Below are 20351 nucleotides of genomic sequence, written 5' to 3'. Positions count from 1 at the left end.
TTCGTCTAACAGCCAATGCAGGCGCTGCTGTCCAAAAATCCATTCAGTGCTGAATGCCATGAATAACTTACAGTCTTACGGCCGTCTTTCCAAACCGGACACAAGGCGTGAAACATCATGGAGTCGAACACCGATTACCTATTCTACGCATTCTTAACGTCCTACGTCGAACTGGATGCGCCTTGCGCCTAAAGTAGTCAATGACGAAGTTTGTATTTTGGGCCTCCCACCGAAGAAAGAATGCTGATGTCTGCCGAATTGAGTGTTGACCACGCCACCACCCGACGTGTTTCCGCAAGGATCGCCGCGATTGCCGAATCCGCAACCTTGGCTGTTGATGCCAAAGCCAAGGCCCTGAAGGCTGCCGGGCGCCCCGTCATTGGCTTTGGTGCCGGGGAGCCCGACTTTCCCACGCCTGATTACATTGTTGAGGCAGCAATTACTGCCGCACGTCAGCCCAAGTTCCACCGCTATTCACCAGCTGCCGGGCTCCCTGAATTGCGCAGCGCCATCGCGGCGAAGACTCTGCGCGACTCAGGCTATGCCGTGGATCCTGCTCAGGTGCTAGTAACCAACGGTGGCAAGCAGGCCGTGTACGAATCTTTCGCAACACTGCTTGACCCGGGTGACGAAGTCATCATTCCCACACCGTTCTGGACCACTTATCCGGAAGCGATCCGGTTGGCGGGTGGGGTTCCCGTTGAGGTTTTCGCCGGACCCGAGCAGGGTTATCTTGTTACCGTGGAGCAGCTTGAGGCTGCGCTGACACCCCGCACCAAGGTGCTGCTGTTCGTCTCCCCCTCGAACCCGACTGGTGCCGTCTACTCCCCCGAGCAGACTCGCGAGATTGGTTTGTGGGCCGCATCCAAGGGCCTTTGGGTTATCACTGACGAGATTTATGAGCACCTGACCTACGACGGCGTTCCCTTCACTTCCATTGCCACTGCTGTCCCCGAGCTGGGTGACCGCGTAGTCATTCTCAACGGTGTGGCCAAGACTTACGCCATGACCGGCTGGCGTGTGGGTTGGATGATCGCTCCTTTGGACATCACCAAGGCCGCCACGAACATGCAATCACACGCAACATCCAATGTGGCCAATATCTCCCAGATGGCTGCTTTAGCTGCAGTCTCTGGTCCCCTGACTGCAGTGGACGAGATGAAGGTGGCCTTTGACCGTCGCCGCAAGGCCATGGTGGCCGCTCTGAACTCCATCGACGGAGTGGAATGCCCTACACCTCACGGCGCGTTCTACGCATATGCCGACGTCCGTGGCTTGCTGGGCCGTGAAATTGGCGGCATCCGCCCGGCCACGTCAGCTGAACTAGCTACCCTCATCCTGGACAAGGCAGAAGTTGCCGTAGTTCCGGGTGAGGCCTTCGGTCCCAGCGGCTTCATGCGGCTCTCCTACGCACTGGGTGACGACGATCTGGCCACCGGGGTGGGTCGCCTACAGGAATTCTTGGGTTCCGCTAGGGCCTAACCGCCCAGCGATTCCTTGTGTGCGGGCCTCTAGTGCTGCTGTTAGGGCGGCCCTCTAGCGCTGCTACACTCCGCCAACGAAAGTGGCGCCATGGTTACCCGTGGCGCCACTTTTTTTATACGCAACGCGGGGTAGTCCAGCTGCGGTGCAATGAAAGTACCGCAAGGCGACAGGGAGGGGACTGCGCATAATTAAAGTGGACTTTGCCTATACGCGACGCCACCGGGCGTGGCTGCGTATAAACCAGCCGGCAGCGGATCTTGGCCTAGAGGAGGCGCCTGTCCACGGCCCAGCGGGTTAGCTCATGGCGGGAGGAGAGCTGGAGTTTTCGCAGTACCGCTGAAACATGGGATTCCACGGTCTTGATGGAAATAAAAAGGGCTTTAGCTACCTCCTTGTAGGAGTAGCCGCGGGCTATGAGCCGCATGACTTCCAGCTCGCGCGCTGAGAGTTTGTCCAACTCATCTTCTACAGCGACTTCGGCCGTTCCAAAGGCGTCCAAGACGAACCCTGCCAACCGCGGGGAAAAGACCGCGTCACCTCCGGCCACACGCCGGACTGCGTCGGAGATCTCTGCACCGGAAATTGATTTCGTCACGTAGCCGCGAGCACCAGCCCGGATCACTGAGACCACGTCTTCGGCGGAGTCAGACACACTCAGCGCCAAGAACTTGGTGCTGGCCAGCAACGCCGCACAGCCGGCAATGACTTCACGTCCGCCCTGTCCCAACCCACCTGGAAGATGCACATCCAGCAGCACCACATCCGGTTGATGGGTTCTCACGGCGGCGATGGCTTGTTCAACCGTCGCGGCCTCCGCCAGAACCAGAATGTCCGGTGCGAGATCGGCTTTGAGCCCAGACCGGAAGATGGCGTGATCATCCACGATCACAACTCTGATGGGTGTTGTGGGAAGCGTCATTTATTTTCCTCGGTGACGGGAGTTTCTTGGGGCAAGTGCAGCCGCACTTCGGTGCCGTCCTTTGAACTAATGATCTCAGCCGTGCCACCATTGCGTTGCATGCGGCCGACGACGGATTCCCGGACCCCCAGCCTGTCAGCCGCCACTGCTTCGACATCGAAGCCTGGCCCGCGGTCCTTTATGAAGATGTCTACGCCGTGCGCCCCAGCCTCAACGTAGACCGAAACGGCGGTGCCGCCATGTCTGGCAGCATTGAGAACAGCTTCCCGGACTGCTTGCACGAGGGCATTACCTCGCTCGCTCAAGTCCGCATCACCCACTGCGACTACTTCCACAGCCTGCCCCGTGAGGTCTTCAACCTCAGCGCAGACCGCCTTGAGACGTTCCACCAGAGCGCCGGAATCATGGGCAGCATCCTGGTATATCCATTCCCGGAGTTCGCGTTCTTGAGCACGGGCCAGCCTAGTGACATCGGATGGGGAATGGGCACTCTTTTGAATAAGGGCCAGTGTTTGCAGGACGGAGTCGTGCAGGTGTGCGGCAATCTCGGCTCGTTCCGTTGCGCGGACACGTCCAGCCCGCTCATCTTGAAACTCGCGCCAAAACTTCAACGCCCACGGTGCCAGAACAAGTCCCACCCCAGCAAGCACAGCAAGTGAGGCCACCACCGAAGCCCACACCAAGGTCCACGACCCTGCCCCGGCAACAATGACAATGACCCCAGCAATGACCAGGGCAAGTCCACCACCCAACCTCAGCAGCGCCATGGGTGTATTTATTTTGGCGGCACTGAGCAACCCCACACGGCGAGTGTTATCCAGCTGCATCCACGTCAAAACGGCGCCCAGAACAATGATGAACAGCGGCAGCAACGTTCCCAGCTGCAGGTTCCAGCCGCTGGGTGATCCAAACAAAACCCCGGCACCAATGACCAGCGCTCCACCGATGAGGATTTCCCGGGAACCCAAAGAAAGTTTTTGCCGCTGCGGGATGCCGTTCTCCTCTGCGGGAGCCCCGTTGGCAGGGCGGAAGAGTTTCAGACGGGGGTTACCGTCGGCGTCGAGCAGATTCTTGTCCGAGTCTGCTGACTCGCCTTCCATAGGAACAAAAAGCCACAGCCATGCGTAGAACACCATGCCGGCACCGAAGAAGAAGCTTGTACCGATCATGATGGCGCGCACCACGGAGACTTTCATGCCGAGGTGTGTGGCCAATCCTCCGCACACTCCCGCCACTCGGCGTTGCTGGGAACGGTACATCTTTGGGGTCATAGTTCAATCCAAGCACGCCCGGAACCTCCTGCAGTGTTTTCTGAGGGCTTCTTCAGGGTTCTTTCAGGGTCACCCCCAATGGCGAACGGCCCACACTGCGGACACCATTGAAGTATGAATACCTCACATGAGATCCCAGAGCAGCCGGCAGACCCTACTCCAGACCCAGATCCAGCCCCAGCCCCAGCCCCAGCCCCAGCCCCATCATCGTCTGCCTCACCGCACCCAGATGCACCGGATACCGCACCCGGCGAACCGAATGAACCCGACGCACCCCTCCATGAGACCCGCCAAGAATCGGCAAAGTTCTTCCTGTGGATCCGCGGTTTAGGTGTGCAGCGCGGCAGCGACCGTTGGGTTGGCGGTGTCTGCAGCGGTCTGGCTAGTAAGTGGGGCATCGATCCAGTGATCGTGCGCGGCCTCGCCGTGGTCCTGACCCTGTTCTTCGGCATCGGCGTCCTAGCGTACGGCGTCGCCTGGGCACTCCTGCCCGAGCCGGACGGGCGCATTCACGTTGAGGAAGTAGCCCGTGGGCGCTGGAGTGCTGGCATGACCGGTGCCAGCATCGCCACCTTGCTGGGCATGGGCGGCTCTGGCACCGGGGCACTCCGAGATGGGGACTGGTTCTTTTGGCCTGTCCTCTGGGTCGGGGGCATTGCCTGGCTCATCTACTGGGCCATCAACCGCGACAAGCCTAAAGGCGCCCTCCCCTTCAACGCGAGCAGCTCACCTAAGCCGGAAGCTGCAGCCTCTGAGTCCCAGCAGCCGCCAACTCAGCCCTGGTATGGACACAGCGCTAAGGCTATGGATTGGAACCAATACACCCCCTCCACGTTCTCCGGACCGGCAGCGCCCTACCTTCAGCAGCAGTACCTGCCACATCCGCAGATGTACATCAAAAAGCAAGCTGTGAAGACAAAACCCCGCCTCGGTGCCGCAGCCAGTTTCTTGGTCATCGGGGCCGCAGCCGTCATTGGTGCGGCTGTGCTGCTCCTGGACGCCGGCAATGTCATCCACCTCGGCGGCTACCAAGCCGGCGTCGCGGCGGCTGCGGCTGCCATCACCGCCGGACTCGGCATAGTGGCTGCAGGAATTCGTGGCCGTACAGCCGGAGGACTCGGGACGTTCGCCATCCTGGCCTTGCTGTTCGCTGGCCTGCTCAGCCTGCCCGCCAACAACACTCCGCTGGACGCATTCAACAACACCAGCTGGACTCCTAGCTCCACAGCTGCCGCGGAAAGCGGACGGACGGTGGTGCTTGGCAATGCCACCTTTGACCTGACCCAGTTCGACGGCGGCACTACTCTGGGAGCCGACGTGGAAGTCCCGCTCAAAGCAGTCACAGCAAACATGACCATCAAGGTGCCAGCAGGCATCCCTGTGACGGTGAAAAGCGAGCTGGCGGCTGTCCAGTTCTCCATCGATGGAGAGAATAGCGAGGGCCTCCTCACCCAGGATATGACCAGCACCATCAACCCTAACGCCATGGGCTACGGCCTGGTCATCACATTGCAAGCCGTAGCCAGCAACATTGATATTGTCACCGTGCCGGCAGCCCCGTGACCGAGAACAAGCCCTCCCCAAAGAACCCAGCAACCCCAGCCCAAGTGGAGAATACCGTGGACAATCCAACAGAATCCTTCGAACAACCGGAACGCATGACGGGCGGCAGTACCCCTCGCCCGCCGGCCGGGTATTTCACAGATCCCTCGCCCACTCCGGTCCGCGATTCTGCTGTCGGTGATCCTGCTGTCGACAGCGAGACCCCGGAACACCAGAACCCGACTGGTGCCGCGCGGCCCGCGCGGCACCACGCCCGCGTGGGCACCATAGTGTGGGGCGGCGTCGTACTTGTGGCAGGGATCCTGCTCATCCTGGCCACCCAGGTGGACCTCGACCTGGACGCTGGCCTGACCACCATGTGGCTATTGCTCGGGGCAGGGGTGGCCATGGTGGCCGGCGGCGCAGTGAATCTGCTGCGCAGGAAACAACCATAAGAAGAAAACCGTCCACCGAGCGGGCCCGGAGTTGCCGAGATCACACGAACGTCTAGAATGTTCTAGAGAGGAGCTCAATGGTGCGCTCAGACCCCCATTGGATCCATCCCCTCGAAGGACATAAAACATATGAAGATTGGAATTCTCACCAGCGGCGGAGACTGCCCCGGGTTGAATGCAGTGATCCGCGGAATCGTTCTCAAGGGCATCAAGTCCTATGGTCACGAATTCGTAGGTTTCCGTGACGGCTGGCGCGGCGTGGTTGAGGGCGATGTCATGGACCTCCCCCGCCAGATGGTCCGCGGAATCTCCAAGCAAGGTGGCACCATTTTGGGCACCTCCCGCACCAACCCGTTTGAAGGCAATGGCGGCCCCGATGTCATTAGGGCCAACATGGAACGCCTCGGAGTGGACGCCCTCATCGCCATTGGCGGCGAAGGAACTCTAGCGGCGGCCCGCCGGCTGACCGATGCCGGGCTGAAAATTGTTGGTGTTCCCAAGACCGTGGATAACGATCTTGACGCCACCGACTACACCTTCGGTTTTGACACCGCAGTTCAGATCGCCACCGAGGCGATCGACCGCCTGCGCACCACCGGCGAATCCCACCATCGCTGCATGATTGCAGAGGTTATGGGCCGCCATGTCGGTTGGATCGCTCTGCATGCAGGCATGGCCACCGGGGCACACGCTGTGTTGATCCCTGAGCAGAAAACCAGCATGGACCAGATCGTTGATTGGGTGAACGAAGCCCACGATCGTGGCCGTGCACCGCTGATTGTGGTGGCTGAAGGATTCGTTCCCGACCACCAGGACTCGGCTCACTCCGAGCGCGGCTTGGACACCTTTGGCCGGCCCCGTCTCGGCGGCATTAGCGAGCAGCTGGCTCCGGAGATCGAGGCCCGCACAGGCATTGAAACTCGCGCCACGATCCTGGGTCACATCCAACGCGGCGGCGTCCCGTCCAGCTTTGACCGCGTTCTCGCAACCCGTCTGGGCATGGCTGCTGTGGACTCCGTGGTGGACGAGCGCTGGGGCACCATGGTTGCGCTCAAGGGCACCGAAATTGAGCACGTTCCCTTCGAGGCGGCGCTGGGCAACCTCAAGACCGTGCCGCAACATCGCTACGACGAAGCCGCCATCTTGTTCGGCTAATTCTGGCGCTTATTAACGCCCCGCAGCATTTAATGCCGCGGGGCGTTAGCGTTAAAGCATGACCTTCGATTTGAACTCCGCGCCCATAGTTTTTCTGGCCTGGGAACGGGGCCTTGATCTCCCTGCGGATTCTCTGCTTTCGGAGCTCCGCAACGGCCGCCTCTCCCACCCCGTGGAATCGAATGAGCTGACGTTTTTGCGGCTGTGGGACCAGTCGATCCTGACTGGCCCGGAACACTTGCTGGCTGCAGCGCAAGAATATGATGACGACGAACTCAGCGACCACTCCACCATGTTGCGGCTGACCAAGCTCGACGGCGGGCGCGGGCTGGGCACACAGGCCCTGTACTACGCCGACGATCTTGAACTCCACCAGCCCGAGCACACAGTGCATGTTTCCACGGGCGCCGCCGAAGCAGCCGCGCTCGAATCACTCTGTCCGCCGGACGATGTCAACGACGTCGACCTAGCCCGCAGGCAACACAAATTCACGGTGATGGACTCTGGAGAGACCGACGCCGGACCCCTCGCCTGCAGTGCCTACGCCGAGTACCAAGGACTTCTGGCCCAGGTGGGCACCCTCGTGGCGCCGGCTTCCCGGCGCCAGGGACTGGGCGGTTTGGCTACCAGCATCGCCTCCCACGAGGCCCTTGCCGCTGGGCTCATTGTGCAGTGGCGGGCGGACATCAACAACGCCGCTGCCCATGCCCTAGCCGTTGGGATGGGGTTTAATGTGGCTGGCCTACTGACCCGGATTTCTCTTCAGAACGGTCAAACTCGGCATAAATAGCCGTGACATCGCGGGGTTTAGCGAAGCAGATAGCCATAGCGGCTCCTAGCAACACCACCGCTGCCGGTAGCAGCGTTGACTGAGCCATGGCCGTGGAGAATCCTGCATGCAGGAACTCCGGCAACTGACCCGTGCCACCTACGGCACTCGCCGTAGCGCCGGCAGGCAATTCGGCTGCCAAACGGGCGGAGATCAATGCAGCAATCGCGGCGCTTCCCAACACCGCACCAATCTGACGCGTCGTGTTGTAGATCCCGGCTCCGGCGCCAGCCTCGCGCGGCCCAAGGTTGCGAGTAGCCGTCGTCGACAGTGGTGCCCAAATACCAGAACTGGCAATACCCAGCAGGCCGCTGGGAAGCAGGAACAACCAGATGGGGGTGTCGGGGGTCATCAGCAAAGCCGTCCAGGCCAGCGAGACCGACATCAGAATGAACCCGGCGAACGCCACATAGCGAGGATTGACGGCGTCAACCAACTTGCCCACAAACGGGGCCAGGACACCTGAGAGCAGAGCCATAGGGATCATCATGAGCGCTGACTGGGTCGGCGTCATGCCACGTACCAATTGGTAGTAGAAGAACAGCGGCAAGCTCATGGCCGTAATACTGAAACCCATCGAGGTGATGGCGATGTTGGCGAGAGAGAAATTGCGCACCCTAAAGAGTCGGAGGGGCACCAGCGGTTCGCCCTTGTTCACCGCCTGCCACCAGACGAATCCCAGCAACAGCACGATTCCGGCAACAATCAGGCTCCACACAGTGATGGGACCTGCAATGACACCCCAGTCGTAGCTTTCGCCTTCCTGAATGCCAAAGGCAAGCAGAAATAACCCGAGCGAGCTCAGCAGTACGCCCAACCAATCAAATTTGTGTTCGTGCGTAGCCAGTGTGGGCACCAGCCGCCACGCGAGCACAAACGCCACGATCCCCACCGGAACGTTGACGAAGAAGATCCATTCCCAGCCGAGAACATCGACCAAAACACCACCGAGGATGGGCCCCACCAGCATGGCAACGCCCGCTGTGGCTCCCCACAAACCCATGGCGGGACCGCGCTTGTCCGGGGCGAAAATACGGGTGATGACGGCCATGGTTTGCGGGGTCATCATGGCGGCGCCGAGTCCCTGAGCTACACGGGCCAGAATGAGCATGCCGATGTCGCCGGAGAGTCCGCACCAGAGCGAGGCCAGAGTAAAAACGACCAGGCCGGTCAGGTATAGCCGCTTGGGCCCGTATTTGTCACCCAGGCGTCCAGCCACCAACAGCGGGACGGCATACGCAAGCAGGTACGCACTGGTCGCCCAAATCACTGAATTGATGTCAGTGTTCAGCCCCTCCATGATTTTGGGATTTGCCACCGAGACGATGGTTGAATCCACCAGGATCATGAAGAACCCCAGAACGAGAGCCCATAATGCGGGCCACGGTTTCGCCACGGTTTCCATGCGTGTTCCTTAAATCTAGAAAAAATTCACTTGAGGTGCACTCACCAAGGCAGTGTTCCTGTGTCAATATCTGCGCAAAGCTCTCGGAGCCACTTAATTTCGGCATTCAGTATGGCCTGTTGGTAATGAAGATCAATCAAGAAACGCGGCTCAGCACCTTTAGCCAAAGCGTCCGCGACGCCGGTTTCCATCGCGAGCACTTCGTCCGCCAAGGCGGTTAGCCGTTGGTTCAAGAGATCCAGCACGACGTCGGCGGGCAGGTTGTGTGCTTCATCCAAGGCTTGCGGGAACGAGGGATATTCATTGATCGGAGTGGCCAAGATTTCTTTGACACGCTCCTCCAATGCAACCCTGCCTGCAGGCAAAATACCGTAGGTGGTTCGCTCCGGCCTATTGCCGTCCCGCTCGGTGCCGATGGGCTCCACCAGTCCAGCAACAGCCAAGCGGCCCACTGCGTGATAGAGCGTACCCGGGCGGACCTTTACTATCCTGTCCTCGCGACGCTGCATCAGCACTTGATACATCTCGTAGGGGTGCATTGGGCGCTCCACGAGCAAACCTAAAGCGGATATGCCTAGCGGGGTCAGTTGTGTGGACTTTGCCATGACCCTCCTTTTTCTTATTCCGCATGAATTATTCCATGTGGAATAACAAGGCACAAGTCCCCATGCCGATAATGCGACATGGGGACTTTAGTAGGTGCCTATACTTTCGGGTATATCAGCGCGGGGTCCGCAGAAATCCGGTTTGACGGCCTACGACCTGACCGGCATCCGTGGCAACAATGAGCTCTTGGTTGGCCGGGTACGCCTCGCCGTCGTCGTTGACGATCAGCACGGCCTCAGGATCCACCGAACGTTTGATAAGAGCCAAGGCAATGGGGCCCATCTCGTAGTGCTGAGCCGAGGAGGTCACTGTGCCCACCACACGCTCATCGAGCAACACTTCACTTCCCACGGCAGGGAGCGTGTGAAGGGATCCATCCAATTGCAAGAACACCAAACGGCGTGGGGGGCGGCCCAGATTATGTACGCGAGCAATGGTTTCCTGCCCCTTGTAGCAACCCTTATTTAGGTGCACGGCAGTGCGCATCAAATCCAGTTCGTGCGGAATACTTTTCTCGTCCGTCTCAGCGCCGCGACGCGGACGCCACGCTGCCAGACGCAAAGCTTCTGCCGCCCACGCACCCGCAAGCGGGCGTTGGCCCACAGTCTCCACCAGGGCTGGGGCCGGGATCAGATACTCAAACCAGGGCCGCTCCAGACCGGGATGTTCCGCATCCGGCACGGCTGCATAGCTGTAACCACCAGCAGAAATATGAGGCCAAGGATCTTCCCACACGGTGAAATCCGACCACTCGGGAACGGCCACCACTGACCCCAGAACGGCCCAATCGGCGGAGACGTCTGTGATCTCTACCCGGAGCATGAATTTCATCGAGTTCAACCACTGGGCGAGCGGCGCCGCTTCCAGCGTCTCCACAATCAGCCATGTGGTTTCGCCGTCATCGACCACTCGGGCGTCGTACTCAACACGCCCTTGAACTGTCAGCAGCAATAGTTCGGTGCCAACGTTGGGGGCCAGATCTGTCAGCGCTTGGGATGAGAGTGTATTGAGCCAGCTGAGTCTGTCAGGACCGCTAACCGTCACCACACCGCGGTGAGAAAGATCTACGACGGCGCTGGGAGCCTTCCCCAAGTACCCAGCCAGAAGCCGCTGCTCACGGTTGGGATCACCATAATGGGAGGCTACACCGGTATCTAGGCCACCTGCTGCCACAGCTCCGGAACGGTTTAACAAAGGACTCAAATAGCTCATAACCGGTGTAACGCCTTCTCTAGGGAGCCTATTCCACCCAACCATAAGTACCTCCCGAAGGAGGGCGCCAACAGCGGCCGGTGAGCTGATTCGCCGTCGAACTTTAGGACGAATCTAGGTGAATCCAAGCGTGAATCAGGCCTGAGTGGGAGCCTTGTGCAAGGCCGCCGAGGCGTGCGCGGCAAGTGACTTGCCCTGGGCAGCAACGTCCCAGCGCCAGTACAACCCACCATTGACAAGACCAAAAATACGGGTGGCAGCGGTGTAGTCCTTGGCGCCTGCACCTCGCATAACGGCGTCGGTGGAGAGCTGAATCTGCGGGCCCTTGATGGTGCCGTAGTACAGCTCAGAAATGCCGCCGGGATGGACGATGGTGGCCATGATGTCGAAGCCGCCGTCGGAGTTGCGGAGGGCTTCGACGTCGTCAGCTGTGCGCAGCGCGGGGACAATGTCGGCCGGGATCAGACCGGGGCCGCCATCGGCGTCGTTGAGGGTGCGGTCAAGCTGCCAGAACCCGGTTTCAACGGAGAGGGGACGCAAAATTGCACCGTGCTCATCCGTCAGCCAAGACTGCGCCGAGTACTGCAGATATGGCAGCCCGTTGGAGCTGAAGGTCACGGTCTGGGTGAAGTACTCTGAGTCTTCTTCACCGGCACCGAGCCGTCCGGCGCCTTTCCACGTACCCAGCAGCCAAGAAAGTGGCACTAGTTCCGGAGTGAGGTCCGTTGGGATTTCAATAGCCATGGCGGATTACTGCTGGCCCTTGAAGAGGCGCCACACCACCAGACCGGCAAACCAGGCCATGGCCACGCCGGCCAACGCTAACAGGCAAATGAAGAAGATTTCCAAGGCAAGTACGCTCATGATGCCATCCTACAATGTTCTTCGCGCTTCATTTCACGGCGTCTACTGAACCTTCGGCTAGCGCCCCTAGAACACCATGCTAGTCACGGACTAGGACAGGAGGATTTTTTCAAGGAAGTACACCATCGCACCGAGGGACAGAATGGGTGCCAGTGCTGCGGCAGCTGAAGCAGAAGCCCTGCTGATGGGCCATCGTGGCGTGCTGACTGGAGTGTTAGCTGCAACGTTGGCCGGGGCGCTGGCCGGGGCGTTATTTGGCGAGGGAACTGCATCGAGTTCTGTGGCATCTTCTGTGACGACATCTACGGAGTCAGCCGCGAAGACGCCTGCAGCGTCGGCTGTCACCACAATCGTTGTTCCGTCGGCGGTGGGCTTCTTAGTATTGAGTTTCTTGGGGCTGAGTTTCTCGGGGCTGGTTTCCTCGACTACAGGCTCCTGCGCGACGGGAACCTCAGCGACCGGCTCTTCGGCCGCTGGCGTTTTAGTGGCACTAACGCCCAAAGGTGCGGCAAGCGTTCGCAGACGCCTGAATGCGGCAATGACAGAAGCAACCACCGCGGCCAACACTCCGGCTGGCACAATCCGCAGATCCGAGAACAGCAAGGCCGCCAGAGTGCCAGCCAAAACCGCCAGCACAATAGCCAAAGGTGCGTTGACGCGGTCTGGCCAAGGAAGCATCCCGGCAAGGAGCGCTGCTGCTGCGCTGATGGCAACTATGAGAGTCATCCCCGGTTCCTCTAAAAACCTAAAAGAGGCCACCCATCCGCAGGCGAATCCCGCTACTGCCACGCCAGCCCCTGCGCCCAAGGTAGATTCCAGCCGGTGCTTCTGGCCGGTGCCGCGGATCAGTTGCACCACCATGATGGCTCCGAAGCCCACCGCAATATATATGGCAGACCAGGCTAGGTAGTCCCGGCCTTCGGCAAGTCCGGCAGTCAGTGCCGCCAAAACACCCGTAAGAGCGATGACGGTGCCCAATGTTTTTCTGGCCGGGATCCCCAGATAGTGGGGCCAGCCGTACCCGAAAATGGCGGCCAGTGCCATACTGGCTCCCATTGTGTAGGCAAGGCCCAGATAGTGCGCCACGACAAGCAGCGCCAAGGCAAAGATTCCAATAAGTCCGGCTGTTGATGACTTCACACACCAATCCTGCCTTATTCTGCCGGTACACTGTGGAGCAACCCAGTCGCGGAGTGTTTTAGTTTTTTGCCAATGCTAACGACTGGTGTTGCAGGTGGTCCTACGCTCAAAGATGCGCGGCTCATGCACTTTGTTAGGGAGATATGTCGCAGATTCTGCTGCTGACCAACAACCACGGCACGTCCGTGGATATTTTGCCTGCGCTTGAACTACTCAGCCACGAGATCCATATTCTGCCAGCTGTCGCGACAGCGCTCCTTGATGCCCGGCCTTGCGAACTCATCATGGTTGATGCACGCACCGACCTCGCCGGTTCACGTTCCTTGTGCCAGCTACTTCGCGCCACCGGCATCAGCATTCCTTTAGTTCTGATCCTGACAGAGGGCGGCATGGCGGTTGTGACCTCCGCATGGGCTGCCGATGATGTGGTTCTTGAATCTGCCGGTCCAGCCGAGGTGGAAGCACGGATTCGTCTCGTACTCACCAAGATGGCAAGCACCGAGTTGGAAAGCAATCAAGAAATCCATGCCGCCGGCATCGTCATCGATGAGGACAGCTACACAGCCCGTGTGCACGGTACCGTACTGAACCTGACCTACAAGGAATTCGAACTGTTGAAGTACTTAGCCCAGCACCCGGGCCGGGTTTTCACGCGGGCGCAACTTCTAAATGAGGTGTGGGGTTACGACTACTACGGCGGCACCCGCACCGTGGATGTACACGTGCGTAGGTTGCGGGCCAAACTCGGCAGTGAACATGAAAGCCTCATCGGCACCGTCCGCAATGTTGGTTACCGGCTCAGCGATTCCCGTAAGCCGGAAGATTCCTTGGCGGACGCGGACTCGTGAGCGCGCCCTGACGCTCCGACCTAGTCTCCGACCTCGTATGGGACGCGCCGCCCTGGCATTAACCTCCGGTTGGCCGCTGGCGGCCAGCCGATCTAGTGGTCTAGGGGCCATGTATCACTGTTGTGGCTAGTTGCATGGGGTTACGGAGCGCGTGACCTCTCGCGAGTCCTCAGTTATGGCCCCTTTCCCGGCGTTTTAGGGGCCACATCTGAGGACTCGCGGATGTCGGGCGCATCAATGTGCCGCTAAGCCCTCCCACCCCCTAACCGCTAACTCCGTCAGGGCAACTGAGATCTAACGAAGAAGACCCGCAACTATTTCAGTTGCGGGTCTTCTTCTTCGCGTGGAGGACATACGGGTCGAACGTATCGAGGACACCCCACTGGTGCATCCCCCCAGTTAGCAATCGGAACAGGCGCGAAGCTTGATGCCATACGTCCCTGCTGCCCTCAAACTCTATGCCAGCTCGACACCACGGTGCAAACTCAACCGTTCCAGCCCAAGCACCGGAGCCAGCTCGATGTCCACGCGAGGACCTGCGCGAGGACCTGCGCACGGAGAAGAGGGCTCTTCGACACGTTATCCAGCATCGAGTCTCGCAATACCCCAGCCGGGCACACTAGGCTGTGAGCATGAGCCCCGCAAAGACAGATAGCTGGCCGGTGACAGTAATCACAGGTGCCCCTGGGCATGAACTGTTGCAGGAGATCCAGACCGTGATTGCTGCTGCCGAAGATGCAGATGGCAACCCACCGTTTTCAGAACAAACCCTGGTGGAACTGAAATCCACCACTGCCGGCCCTCACAGTGTGCTGACCCTACTCACCTATGCCCCGGAGGACGCTTCCCCCACTGTTGGGGAGGACTTGGCAGGGGTTGCCGTGGTGGTCTTGAACGGTGACGAGGGCGTACTGGAAATCGTGGTTCACCCCGCCTACCGCAATGACGGTGTTGGCGCCATACTTGCCGATAAATTGGTGGAGGTACGTGGACTGCAAGGCATCAAGGCCTGGTCCCACGGCGATCATGAGGCCGCGGCCGATCTGGCCGCCAGCTACGGCTACCGCGCTATCCGCGAACTGTGGCGGATGCGCCTGGTCCGGCAGGCGCCGTCGTCCTCTGAACCGTTGGCGCCCTCTGATTATGAAGCGCCCGACGGCGTGACCTTGCGGACATTTGTACCGCACCAGGATGAGGCCGCCTGGCTGGCCGCCAATGCCGCAGCTTTTTCCCACCATCCCGAGCAGGGCTCGCTGACCTTGGCGGATTTGCAGGCCCGCATGGCTGAACCGTGGTTTGATCCGCAGGGATTCTTCCTCGCTGTGGATGCCTCCGGAGAAATCTTGGGCTTCCACTGGACCAAGGTCCACCCGGCCCGTGCGGGCCAGGCTGCCATGGGCGAAGTCTACGTTGTTGGTGTCACCCCGGCGGCGCAGGGGTTGGGCCTGGGTAAAACGCTCACCCGCCAAGGCATGGACTATCTGCAAAATGCCGGGTTGCGCGCCATTATGCTTTACGTTGACGCTGACAATGAGGCGGCAGTGTCGCTGTATCGCAAGCTGGGTTTCACCAAGTGGGACTCCGATGTGATGTACGGCCCGCTCTCCGCGTAGCCCGTCTGGATTAGCTGCCAGACTTGTACTGTTGATACCGCCAGCACCAACCATGAGGACTTATCGATGAAGCGCGAAAACAAAGGCCCCCTCAACGCGATGGCCACACAGGGCCGGGAGCGCTTTCTTGCCGGGGAAGTCCCATCGGCAAGAGCCACCCAAGATCGAATCGAGATTCCCGAGTTCGAGCCCTCCCTAGCCCCTGAAGGCGATGTCAGCCCTGACCGCTTCCTCGATAGGGAACTGAGCTGGCTGGCCTTCAACGCCCGGGTTCTGGAGTTGGCTGAAGATCCCGATCTGCAACTGCTGGAACGCGTCACGTTCCTGTCCATCTTCGCTTCAAACCTCGATGAGTTCTTCATGGTGCGAGTGGCTGGCTTAAAGCGCCGCATTGCCGCCGGCTTGGCCGTGCCCTCCCCTGCGGGCCTGAGCCCCATGGAGGTGCTGGAGCAGATCAGCGACGCCGCCCATGAGCTTCATGCCCGGCACGCACATGTCTTTGCCAACCAGATCCGCCCGGCCTTGGCGTACGAACACATCCACTTGGTCCACTGGGACGAACTCGATGACCCTTCCAAGGTTCAGCTTTCGAAGATGTTTGCCGAGAAGATGTTCCCCATCCTCACCCCGCTTGCGGTGGATCCGGCGCACCCCTTCCCCTACATTTCCGGCTTGTCCTTGAACTTGGCCGTGGTGGTGCGCAACCCGGTCAGCGATAAGGAACTCTTCGCTCGCCTGAAGGTGCCGGATCTGCTGCCCCGATTGGTCTCCCTCGACGGCGCGCGCGCTGGTACGATCCCTGGCCGTGTGGCCCGTTTCATCCCTCTGGAAGAGGTCATCGCCCAGCACCTCGATCAGCTGTTCCCCGGCATGGAAATTGTTGAGCACCATACTTTCCGTGTAACCCGCAACGAGGACCTCGAAGTTGAAGAGGACGACGCCGAGAACCTCTTGCAAGCGCTGGAGAAGGAACTGCTCCGTCGCAAGTTCGGCCCACCGGTGCGCCTTGAAGTTGCCACCGACATCAACCCCAGCATCCTGGAACTGTTGGTGCGTGAGCTCGATGTTGACGAGTCAGAGGTGTACTTCCTGCCAGCTCCATTGGATCTGCGTGGCTTGTCCATCATTGGCGGAATTGACCGGCCCGATCTGCGGTACCCCAAACATGTGGCCCACACCTCCCGCGATCTGAACGCTTCAGAAACTTCCAAAGCGGCCAACGTCTTTGCGGCCATGCGTCGTCGTGACATTCTGTTGCACCACCCCTACGACGCCTTCTCCACCTCGGTGCAGGCTTTCTTGGAACAGGCCGCGGCGGATCCCAAGGTGCGTGCCATCAAGCAGACCCTGTACCGGACTTCCGGCGACTCCCCCATTGTTGACGCTCTGGTGGACGCCGCAGAGGCAGGAAAGCAGGTGCTGGCCTTGGTAGAAATCAAGGCCCGCTTTGATGAACAGGCCAATATTTCCTGGGCCCGCAAGCTTGAACAGGCCGGCGTGCACGTGGTCTACGGCATCGTTGGGCTCAAAACTCATTGCAAGCTCTCGCTGGTTGTCCGCCAAGAGCAGGACGGGCTGCGCCGCTACTGCCACATCGGCACCGGAAACTACCACCCCCGCACGGCCAGGTACTACGAGGATTTGGGCTTGCTAACGGCGGATAACCAAGTGGGCGAGGACCTGTCCAAGTTGTTCAACCAGCTCTCGGGTTACGCCCCCAAGACGTCCTTCGACAGGTTGCTGGTGGCCCCCCGCTCCGTGCGGAGCGGGCTCATTGACTTGATCGATGGCGAGATCGCGAACAAGAAGGCCGGACTGCCGGCGCAGGTTCGGATCAAGGTCAACTCCATGGTGGATGAAGCCATCATCGATTCCCTCTACCGCGCCTCGCAGGCAGGCGTAGAGGTTGGCGTGATCGTGCGCGGCATTTGTTCCCTACGCCCCGGAGTTCCCGGCCTCAGCGAGCACATCACTGTCCGTTCGGTGCTGGGCCGCTTCCTGGAGCACTCACGGGTGTTCACCTTCGCCAATGGCGGCGGTGACAACAGCATTGTGTACTTTGGCTCTGCCGACATGATGCACCGGAACTTGGACCGCCGGGTCGAGGCTCTGGTCAGGCTCTCCAACCGTGAAGATATTGCCGAAGTGAACTCATTGATGAACCGTTACCTCGATCCGGGAACAGCCAGCTGGCATCTGGACAATGAGGGCGAATGGAAGCGCCACCACCTGGATGCTGAAGGAAGCCCCCTCCTCGATGTCCAGTCGTGGCTGCTGGCCAGCCGCTCACGTTCGCGATCTGTACAGCACCGTTAATGCGCAACACGGAACACCTCGATGAACCGGTGCATGAGAGCACAGCTGTCTCCATCTATGCAGCCGGAGCGCTCTGCTGGCGCACTAAAAAGAAGGGCCTTGAAGTTCTTCTGATCCACCGCCAACGGTACGACGATTGGTCCTGGCCCAAGGGCAAGCTAGACAAGGGCGAAACGCTTCCCGAATGCGCTGTCCGGGAAGTGTTCGAGGAAGTGGGCCTGCCCATCACTTTGGGCATTCCACTACCCTCGATTCGCTACGCCGTTAAATCAGGGCTTAAGGAAGTGCACTACTGGGCCGCTGCCGTCGATGACCTGCCGGCGCTGCCGGACGGGAAGGAAGTCAATGAGATCCGTTGGTGCAGCCCCAGTAAGGCCCGTGAGCTCCTGACTAACCCCTCGGATTTGGAACCGCTGGAAGCATTGGTGGACGCCCACGATCGTTCCCGACTAGAAACATGGCCGCTGCTAATTATTCGCCACGCCAAGGCGAAGCCGCGTTCGGCATGGACCCGAGCAGAAGGGGAACGGCCGTTGGCAGCAACTGGCATGCGCCAGGCGCTCGCTCTGCAGCGCCTGCTGATGGCTTGGCACCCGGGCCGCATCTACACCAGCGGCTGGATGCGTTGCATCGCCACTATTTCCCCTTATGCCCAGCACACTAGGGCCAAGGTCAAGGTGGTGCAGCGCTTGACGGAGGCCGATCACAACCGGCACCCGGCAAAGGTCACCGCAGTCATTGAAAAAGTATTGATGCGTTCTTCAGCCACTGGTCTCTGTACCCATCGACCGGTGCTGCCAACGGTGCTGAACGCTTTGGCCACGCATATGCCGGCATCAATGCGGAGTTCATTACCAACCCAGGACCCTCACCTGTCCCCCGGCGAAGTCCTCATTGCGCACATCTCCTTGGACAAGCCCGGCAGGATCGTGGCCCTGGAGCAGCACAAGCCTTTCGACGACTGACAGCAGCTCCCTCTAGCGCTCATAAATCTTTGTACCGTATGCTCGGTACAAAGATTTATAAGCCATGGGGGAAAGATGTTTGGCATCAACTGGATGGAAATGCTGGTCCTTGTAGGGATCCTTGGCATTGGTGCAACCGTGATCGCGTACGTGTTTTTGCGGCTGTTCGTGTGGACCAAGGGGCAGTCCAAGTCCTTGGAGTACATCCGCAGGCATGCCTACTGGACCGGGCTAATCGCTTGGGCCGTCAGCAGTTTATCGGGCGCCAACCGTGCGGGAATCTACGATCTCGGCCAGTTTTACCCCACTGACTTCGCCACCATCCCGTGGCTCTCCATCCTTGGCCCGATTGTGGCTGTGATCGCGGTCCATGCCATCGGCCAATCCACGTGGCCAACCCCCAAGGCTCCCCGCCGCGTGGCCGTCCTTGAATTCCGCCGCACGCGCGACTACATTGCTTCGGCATTGGGTTGGACTGTAGCTGGGGTCTTCACCCTGACAGCGGCCGTCATTGCGTTTCTCTTTTTCGCCCCAGGATTTGTCTCGGCCACAAGCGTTGTGGCCGGCGGCAACGGTCAAACAATACAGACTGAGTATGGTCGGGCTCCAGGCTATGTCCTCGCCACGGCCCTAGGCATTGGATTTCTCCTCCTCGCCGCCGGAACGCTATTGGTCATGCGCCTGATCGCATCGCGCAGATCATTGGAGCATCTGACACCGGAACAAAATAGGACCTTGCGGTGCATCGGCATGAACCGTTTGCTGCGAGTCTCGGCAACCGTAGCTTCGGGTCTTGGTGCCATTGCGGGGAACTACTGGATGCAGTCGGCGCCGGATTCCGTTACTACCTCATCGACCAATTGGTTAGCCATCATCAACATGATGGTCCTGATAGCCATGCTCCTGTGGAAGCCTCCGTTCCTGGATACTGACACCGACGACGCCGGATACAACACTTTGTTCAACTCCGGACGCTCTGTTGAGACTTCCGCAGGAGACGGTCCCGCCGCGGCCAAACTGAGCGATGCGGCAGGTGTCACGGCACCAATCGCTGGCACCCTTGGCTTGCTTATTGGGCTGCTCACGATCCCCTGGTTTGGCTGGCTGGGTCCGCTCACGCTGTCCTTGGTTTTCGTGCTGCTCTCGCATTTGGGACTGGAACTCTTACTCAGGAAGAACTACGCCACACCTGGCACTACCCGGACTCCGCTCAAGGCTGCCGTCCCCATCACACTTATTGTCGTCCTTGCAGTTGGCGGGCTCGGACTCATTCCGATGCTGACGATGGTTTCTGGCCTTAACGCTGGCGGCATGTACGACTGGCCCGGTTTTGGTGGCTTCTCACCACACTTCTTAGTTCCGCTTATCTGCGCTCTGGCGATTGTGTGCGCCGGCGCATCGTCGGCAGTGGTTGTCCTGCGGCGCCCCGGCTTGGGCAATGCCTCAGATCTGCTGGACCGAACACTGCGTAGGCGGTCCTTGTTGAGGATCGCCCGGACAGTGGGCGCTGGTTTGTTCGCACTTTTGGCGGCGGCATGTTTGGTGGTGGGAACGGAACCGACGCTGGGCGGACAGTCAGCGAATTCCGAGTTCGGAATCATTGGGGCGTGCTGCCTTGTGGTGGCAGCTATCCTCTGTTTCTACCCAGTGAAGAGCTTTACACCGGCCGATTTCGTGCCAGCAACAGCGCAGGCCTCGGGCCACACGAGTCTGACCAAGTAGCGCC

The 20351-nt window shown here is 59.8% G+C and carries 17 protein-coding genes; 10 read left to right on the top strand and 7 right to left on the bottom strand.

All coding sequences use genetic code 11. The annotated features are described in order from the left end of the window. Positions 1-246 precede the first annotated feature (246 nt). The gene (locus tag ACX80D_RS01960) at positions 247-1482 is read left to right on the top strand and encodes a pyridoxal phosphate-dependent aminotransferase (protein WP_459320869.1); all 1236 of its coding nucleotides are present in this window, start codon (positions 247-249) and stop codon (positions 1480-1482) included. Between the two features lie 265 nt (positions 1483-1747). On the opposite strand, the gene ACX80D_RS01955 is transcribed toward ACX80D_RS01960, so the two are convergent. Both ACX80D_RS01955 and ACX80D_RS01950 read right to left on the bottom strand, forming a co-directional pair. Next, a complete protein-coding gene (locus tag ACX80D_RS01955; protein ID WP_459320868.1) occupies positions 1748-2404 on the bottom strand; it encodes a LuxR C-terminal-related transcriptional regulator in 657 nt (218 codons plus the stop codon). Then, the gene (locus ACX80D_RS01950; protein WP_459320867.1) at positions 2401-3675 is read right to left on the bottom strand and encodes an ATP-binding protein; all 1275 of its coding nucleotides are present in this window, start codon (positions 3673-3675) and stop codon (positions 2401-2403) included. The genes ACX80D_RS01955 and ACX80D_RS01950 overlap by 4 nt, the downstream gene beginning before the upstream one ends. 114 nt (positions 3676-3789) lie before the next feature. On the opposite strand from ACX80D_RS01950, the gene ACX80D_RS01945 reads away from it, so the two are divergent. The 4 genes from ACX80D_RS01945 to ACX80D_RS01930 all read left to right on the top strand — a co-directional run bounded on the left by ACX80D_RS01945 (position 3790) and on the right by ACX80D_RS01930 (position 7617). Next, the gene (locus ACX80D_RS01945) at positions 3790-5238 is read left to right on the top strand and encodes a PspC domain-containing protein (protein ID WP_459320866.1); all 1449 of its coding nucleotides are present in this window, start codon (positions 3790-3792) and stop codon (positions 5236-5238) included. Between the two features lie 56 nt (positions 5239-5294). Beyond that, on the top strand, positions 5295-5672 hold the full coding sequence (locus ACX80D_RS01940; RefSeq protein WP_459320865.1) for a hypothetical protein: 378 nt from the start codon (positions 5295-5297) through the stop codon (positions 5670-5672). Between the two features lie 129 nt (positions 5673-5801). Continuing rightward, positions 5802-6827, top strand: coding sequence for a 6-phosphofructokinase (locus ACX80D_RS01935; protein ID WP_459320864.1), 1026 nt, complete (start codon positions 5802-5804; stop codon positions 6825-6827). 58 nt (positions 6828-6885) lie between these two features. Further along, positions 6886-7617: a GNAT family N-acetyltransferase gene (locus ACX80D_RS01930; protein WP_459320863.1), complete on the top strand. Its 732-nt coding sequence runs from the start codon at positions 6886-6888 to the stop codon at positions 7615-7617. Here the strand turns inward: ACX80D_RS01930 and ACX80D_RS01925 are convergent. From ACX80D_RS01925 to ACX80D_RS01905, 5 genes are all read right to left on the bottom strand, one after another. Next, positions 7556-9061 (bottom strand): MFS transporter, encoded by a 1506-nt coding sequence (locus ACX80D_RS01925; protein WP_459320862.1) that lies wholly within the window; start codon positions 9059-9061, stop codon positions 7556-7558. The two genes, ACX80D_RS01930 and ACX80D_RS01925, sit on opposite strands and share 62 nt — an antisense overlap. A gap of 41 nt (positions 9062-9102) precedes the next feature. After that, positions 9103-9666, bottom strand: a complete 564-nt coding sequence (locus tag ACX80D_RS01920; RefSeq protein WP_459320861.1) for a PadR family transcriptional regulator — start codon at positions 9664-9666, stop codon at positions 9103-9105. A gap of 115 nt (positions 9667-9781) precedes the next feature. Then, positions 9782-10879: a CAF17-like 4Fe-4S cluster assembly/insertion protein YgfZ gene (gene ygfZ / locus ACX80D_RS01915; protein ID WP_459320860.1), complete on the bottom strand. Its 1098-nt coding sequence runs from the start codon at positions 10877-10879 to the stop codon at positions 9782-9784. Positions 10880-11014: 135 nt separating this feature from the next. Next, on the bottom strand, positions 11015-11623 hold the full coding sequence (locus tag ACX80D_RS01910; protein ID WP_459320859.1) for a nitrobindin family protein: 609 nt from the start codon (positions 11621-11623) through the stop codon (positions 11015-11017). A 210-nt stretch (positions 11624-11833) separates the two neighbouring features. Continuing rightward, positions 11834-12883, bottom strand: a complete 1050-nt coding sequence (locus tag ACX80D_RS01905; protein ID WP_459320858.1) for a hypothetical protein — start codon at positions 12881-12883, stop codon at positions 11834-11836. A gap of 143 nt (positions 12884-13026) precedes the next feature. On the opposite strand from ACX80D_RS01905, the gene ACX80D_RS01900 reads away from it, so the two are divergent. The 5 genes from ACX80D_RS01900 to ACX80D_RS01880 all read left to right on the top strand — a co-directional run bounded on the left by ACX80D_RS01900 (position 13027) and on the right by ACX80D_RS01880 (position 20347). Beyond that, complete coding sequence (locus tag ACX80D_RS01900) at positions 13027-13731, top strand: winged helix-turn-helix transcriptional regulator (protein WP_459320857.1); 705 nt, start codon at positions 13027-13029, stop codon at positions 13729-13731. Positions 13732-14363: 632 nt separating this feature from the next. Further along, positions 14364-15344, top strand: coding sequence for a mycothiol synthase (gene mshD / locus ACX80D_RS01895; protein WP_459320856.1), 981 nt, complete (start codon positions 14364-14366; stop codon positions 15342-15344). 99 nt (positions 15345-15443) lie between these two features. After that, the gene (locus ACX80D_RS01890; RefSeq protein ID WP_459320898.1) at positions 15444-17660 is read left to right on the top strand and encodes an RNA degradosome polyphosphate kinase; all 2217 of its coding nucleotides are present in this window, start codon (positions 15444-15446) and stop codon (positions 17658-17660) included. Beyond that, entirely contained in the window at positions 17660-18625 is a 966-nt protein-coding gene (locus ACX80D_RS01885) for an NUDIX hydrolase (RefSeq protein WP_459320855.1), read from the top strand. Before ACX80D_RS01890 ends, ACX80D_RS01885 begins: the two co-directional genes overlap by 1 nt. A gap of 75 nt (positions 18626-18700) precedes the next feature. Continuing rightward, positions 18701-20347 (top strand): hypothetical protein, encoded by a 1647-nt coding sequence (locus ACX80D_RS01880; RefSeq protein WP_459320854.1) that lies wholly within the window; start codon positions 18701-18703, stop codon positions 20345-20347. The last annotated feature ends 4 nt before the right edge of the window (positions 20348-20351 follow it).

It is taken from the genome of Arthrobacter sp. Sr24 (genome assembly GCF_054511175.1).
The sequence above is the reverse complement of the archived record's forward strand: the minus strand, read 5'-3'. Positions and strand labels throughout refer to the sequence as shown.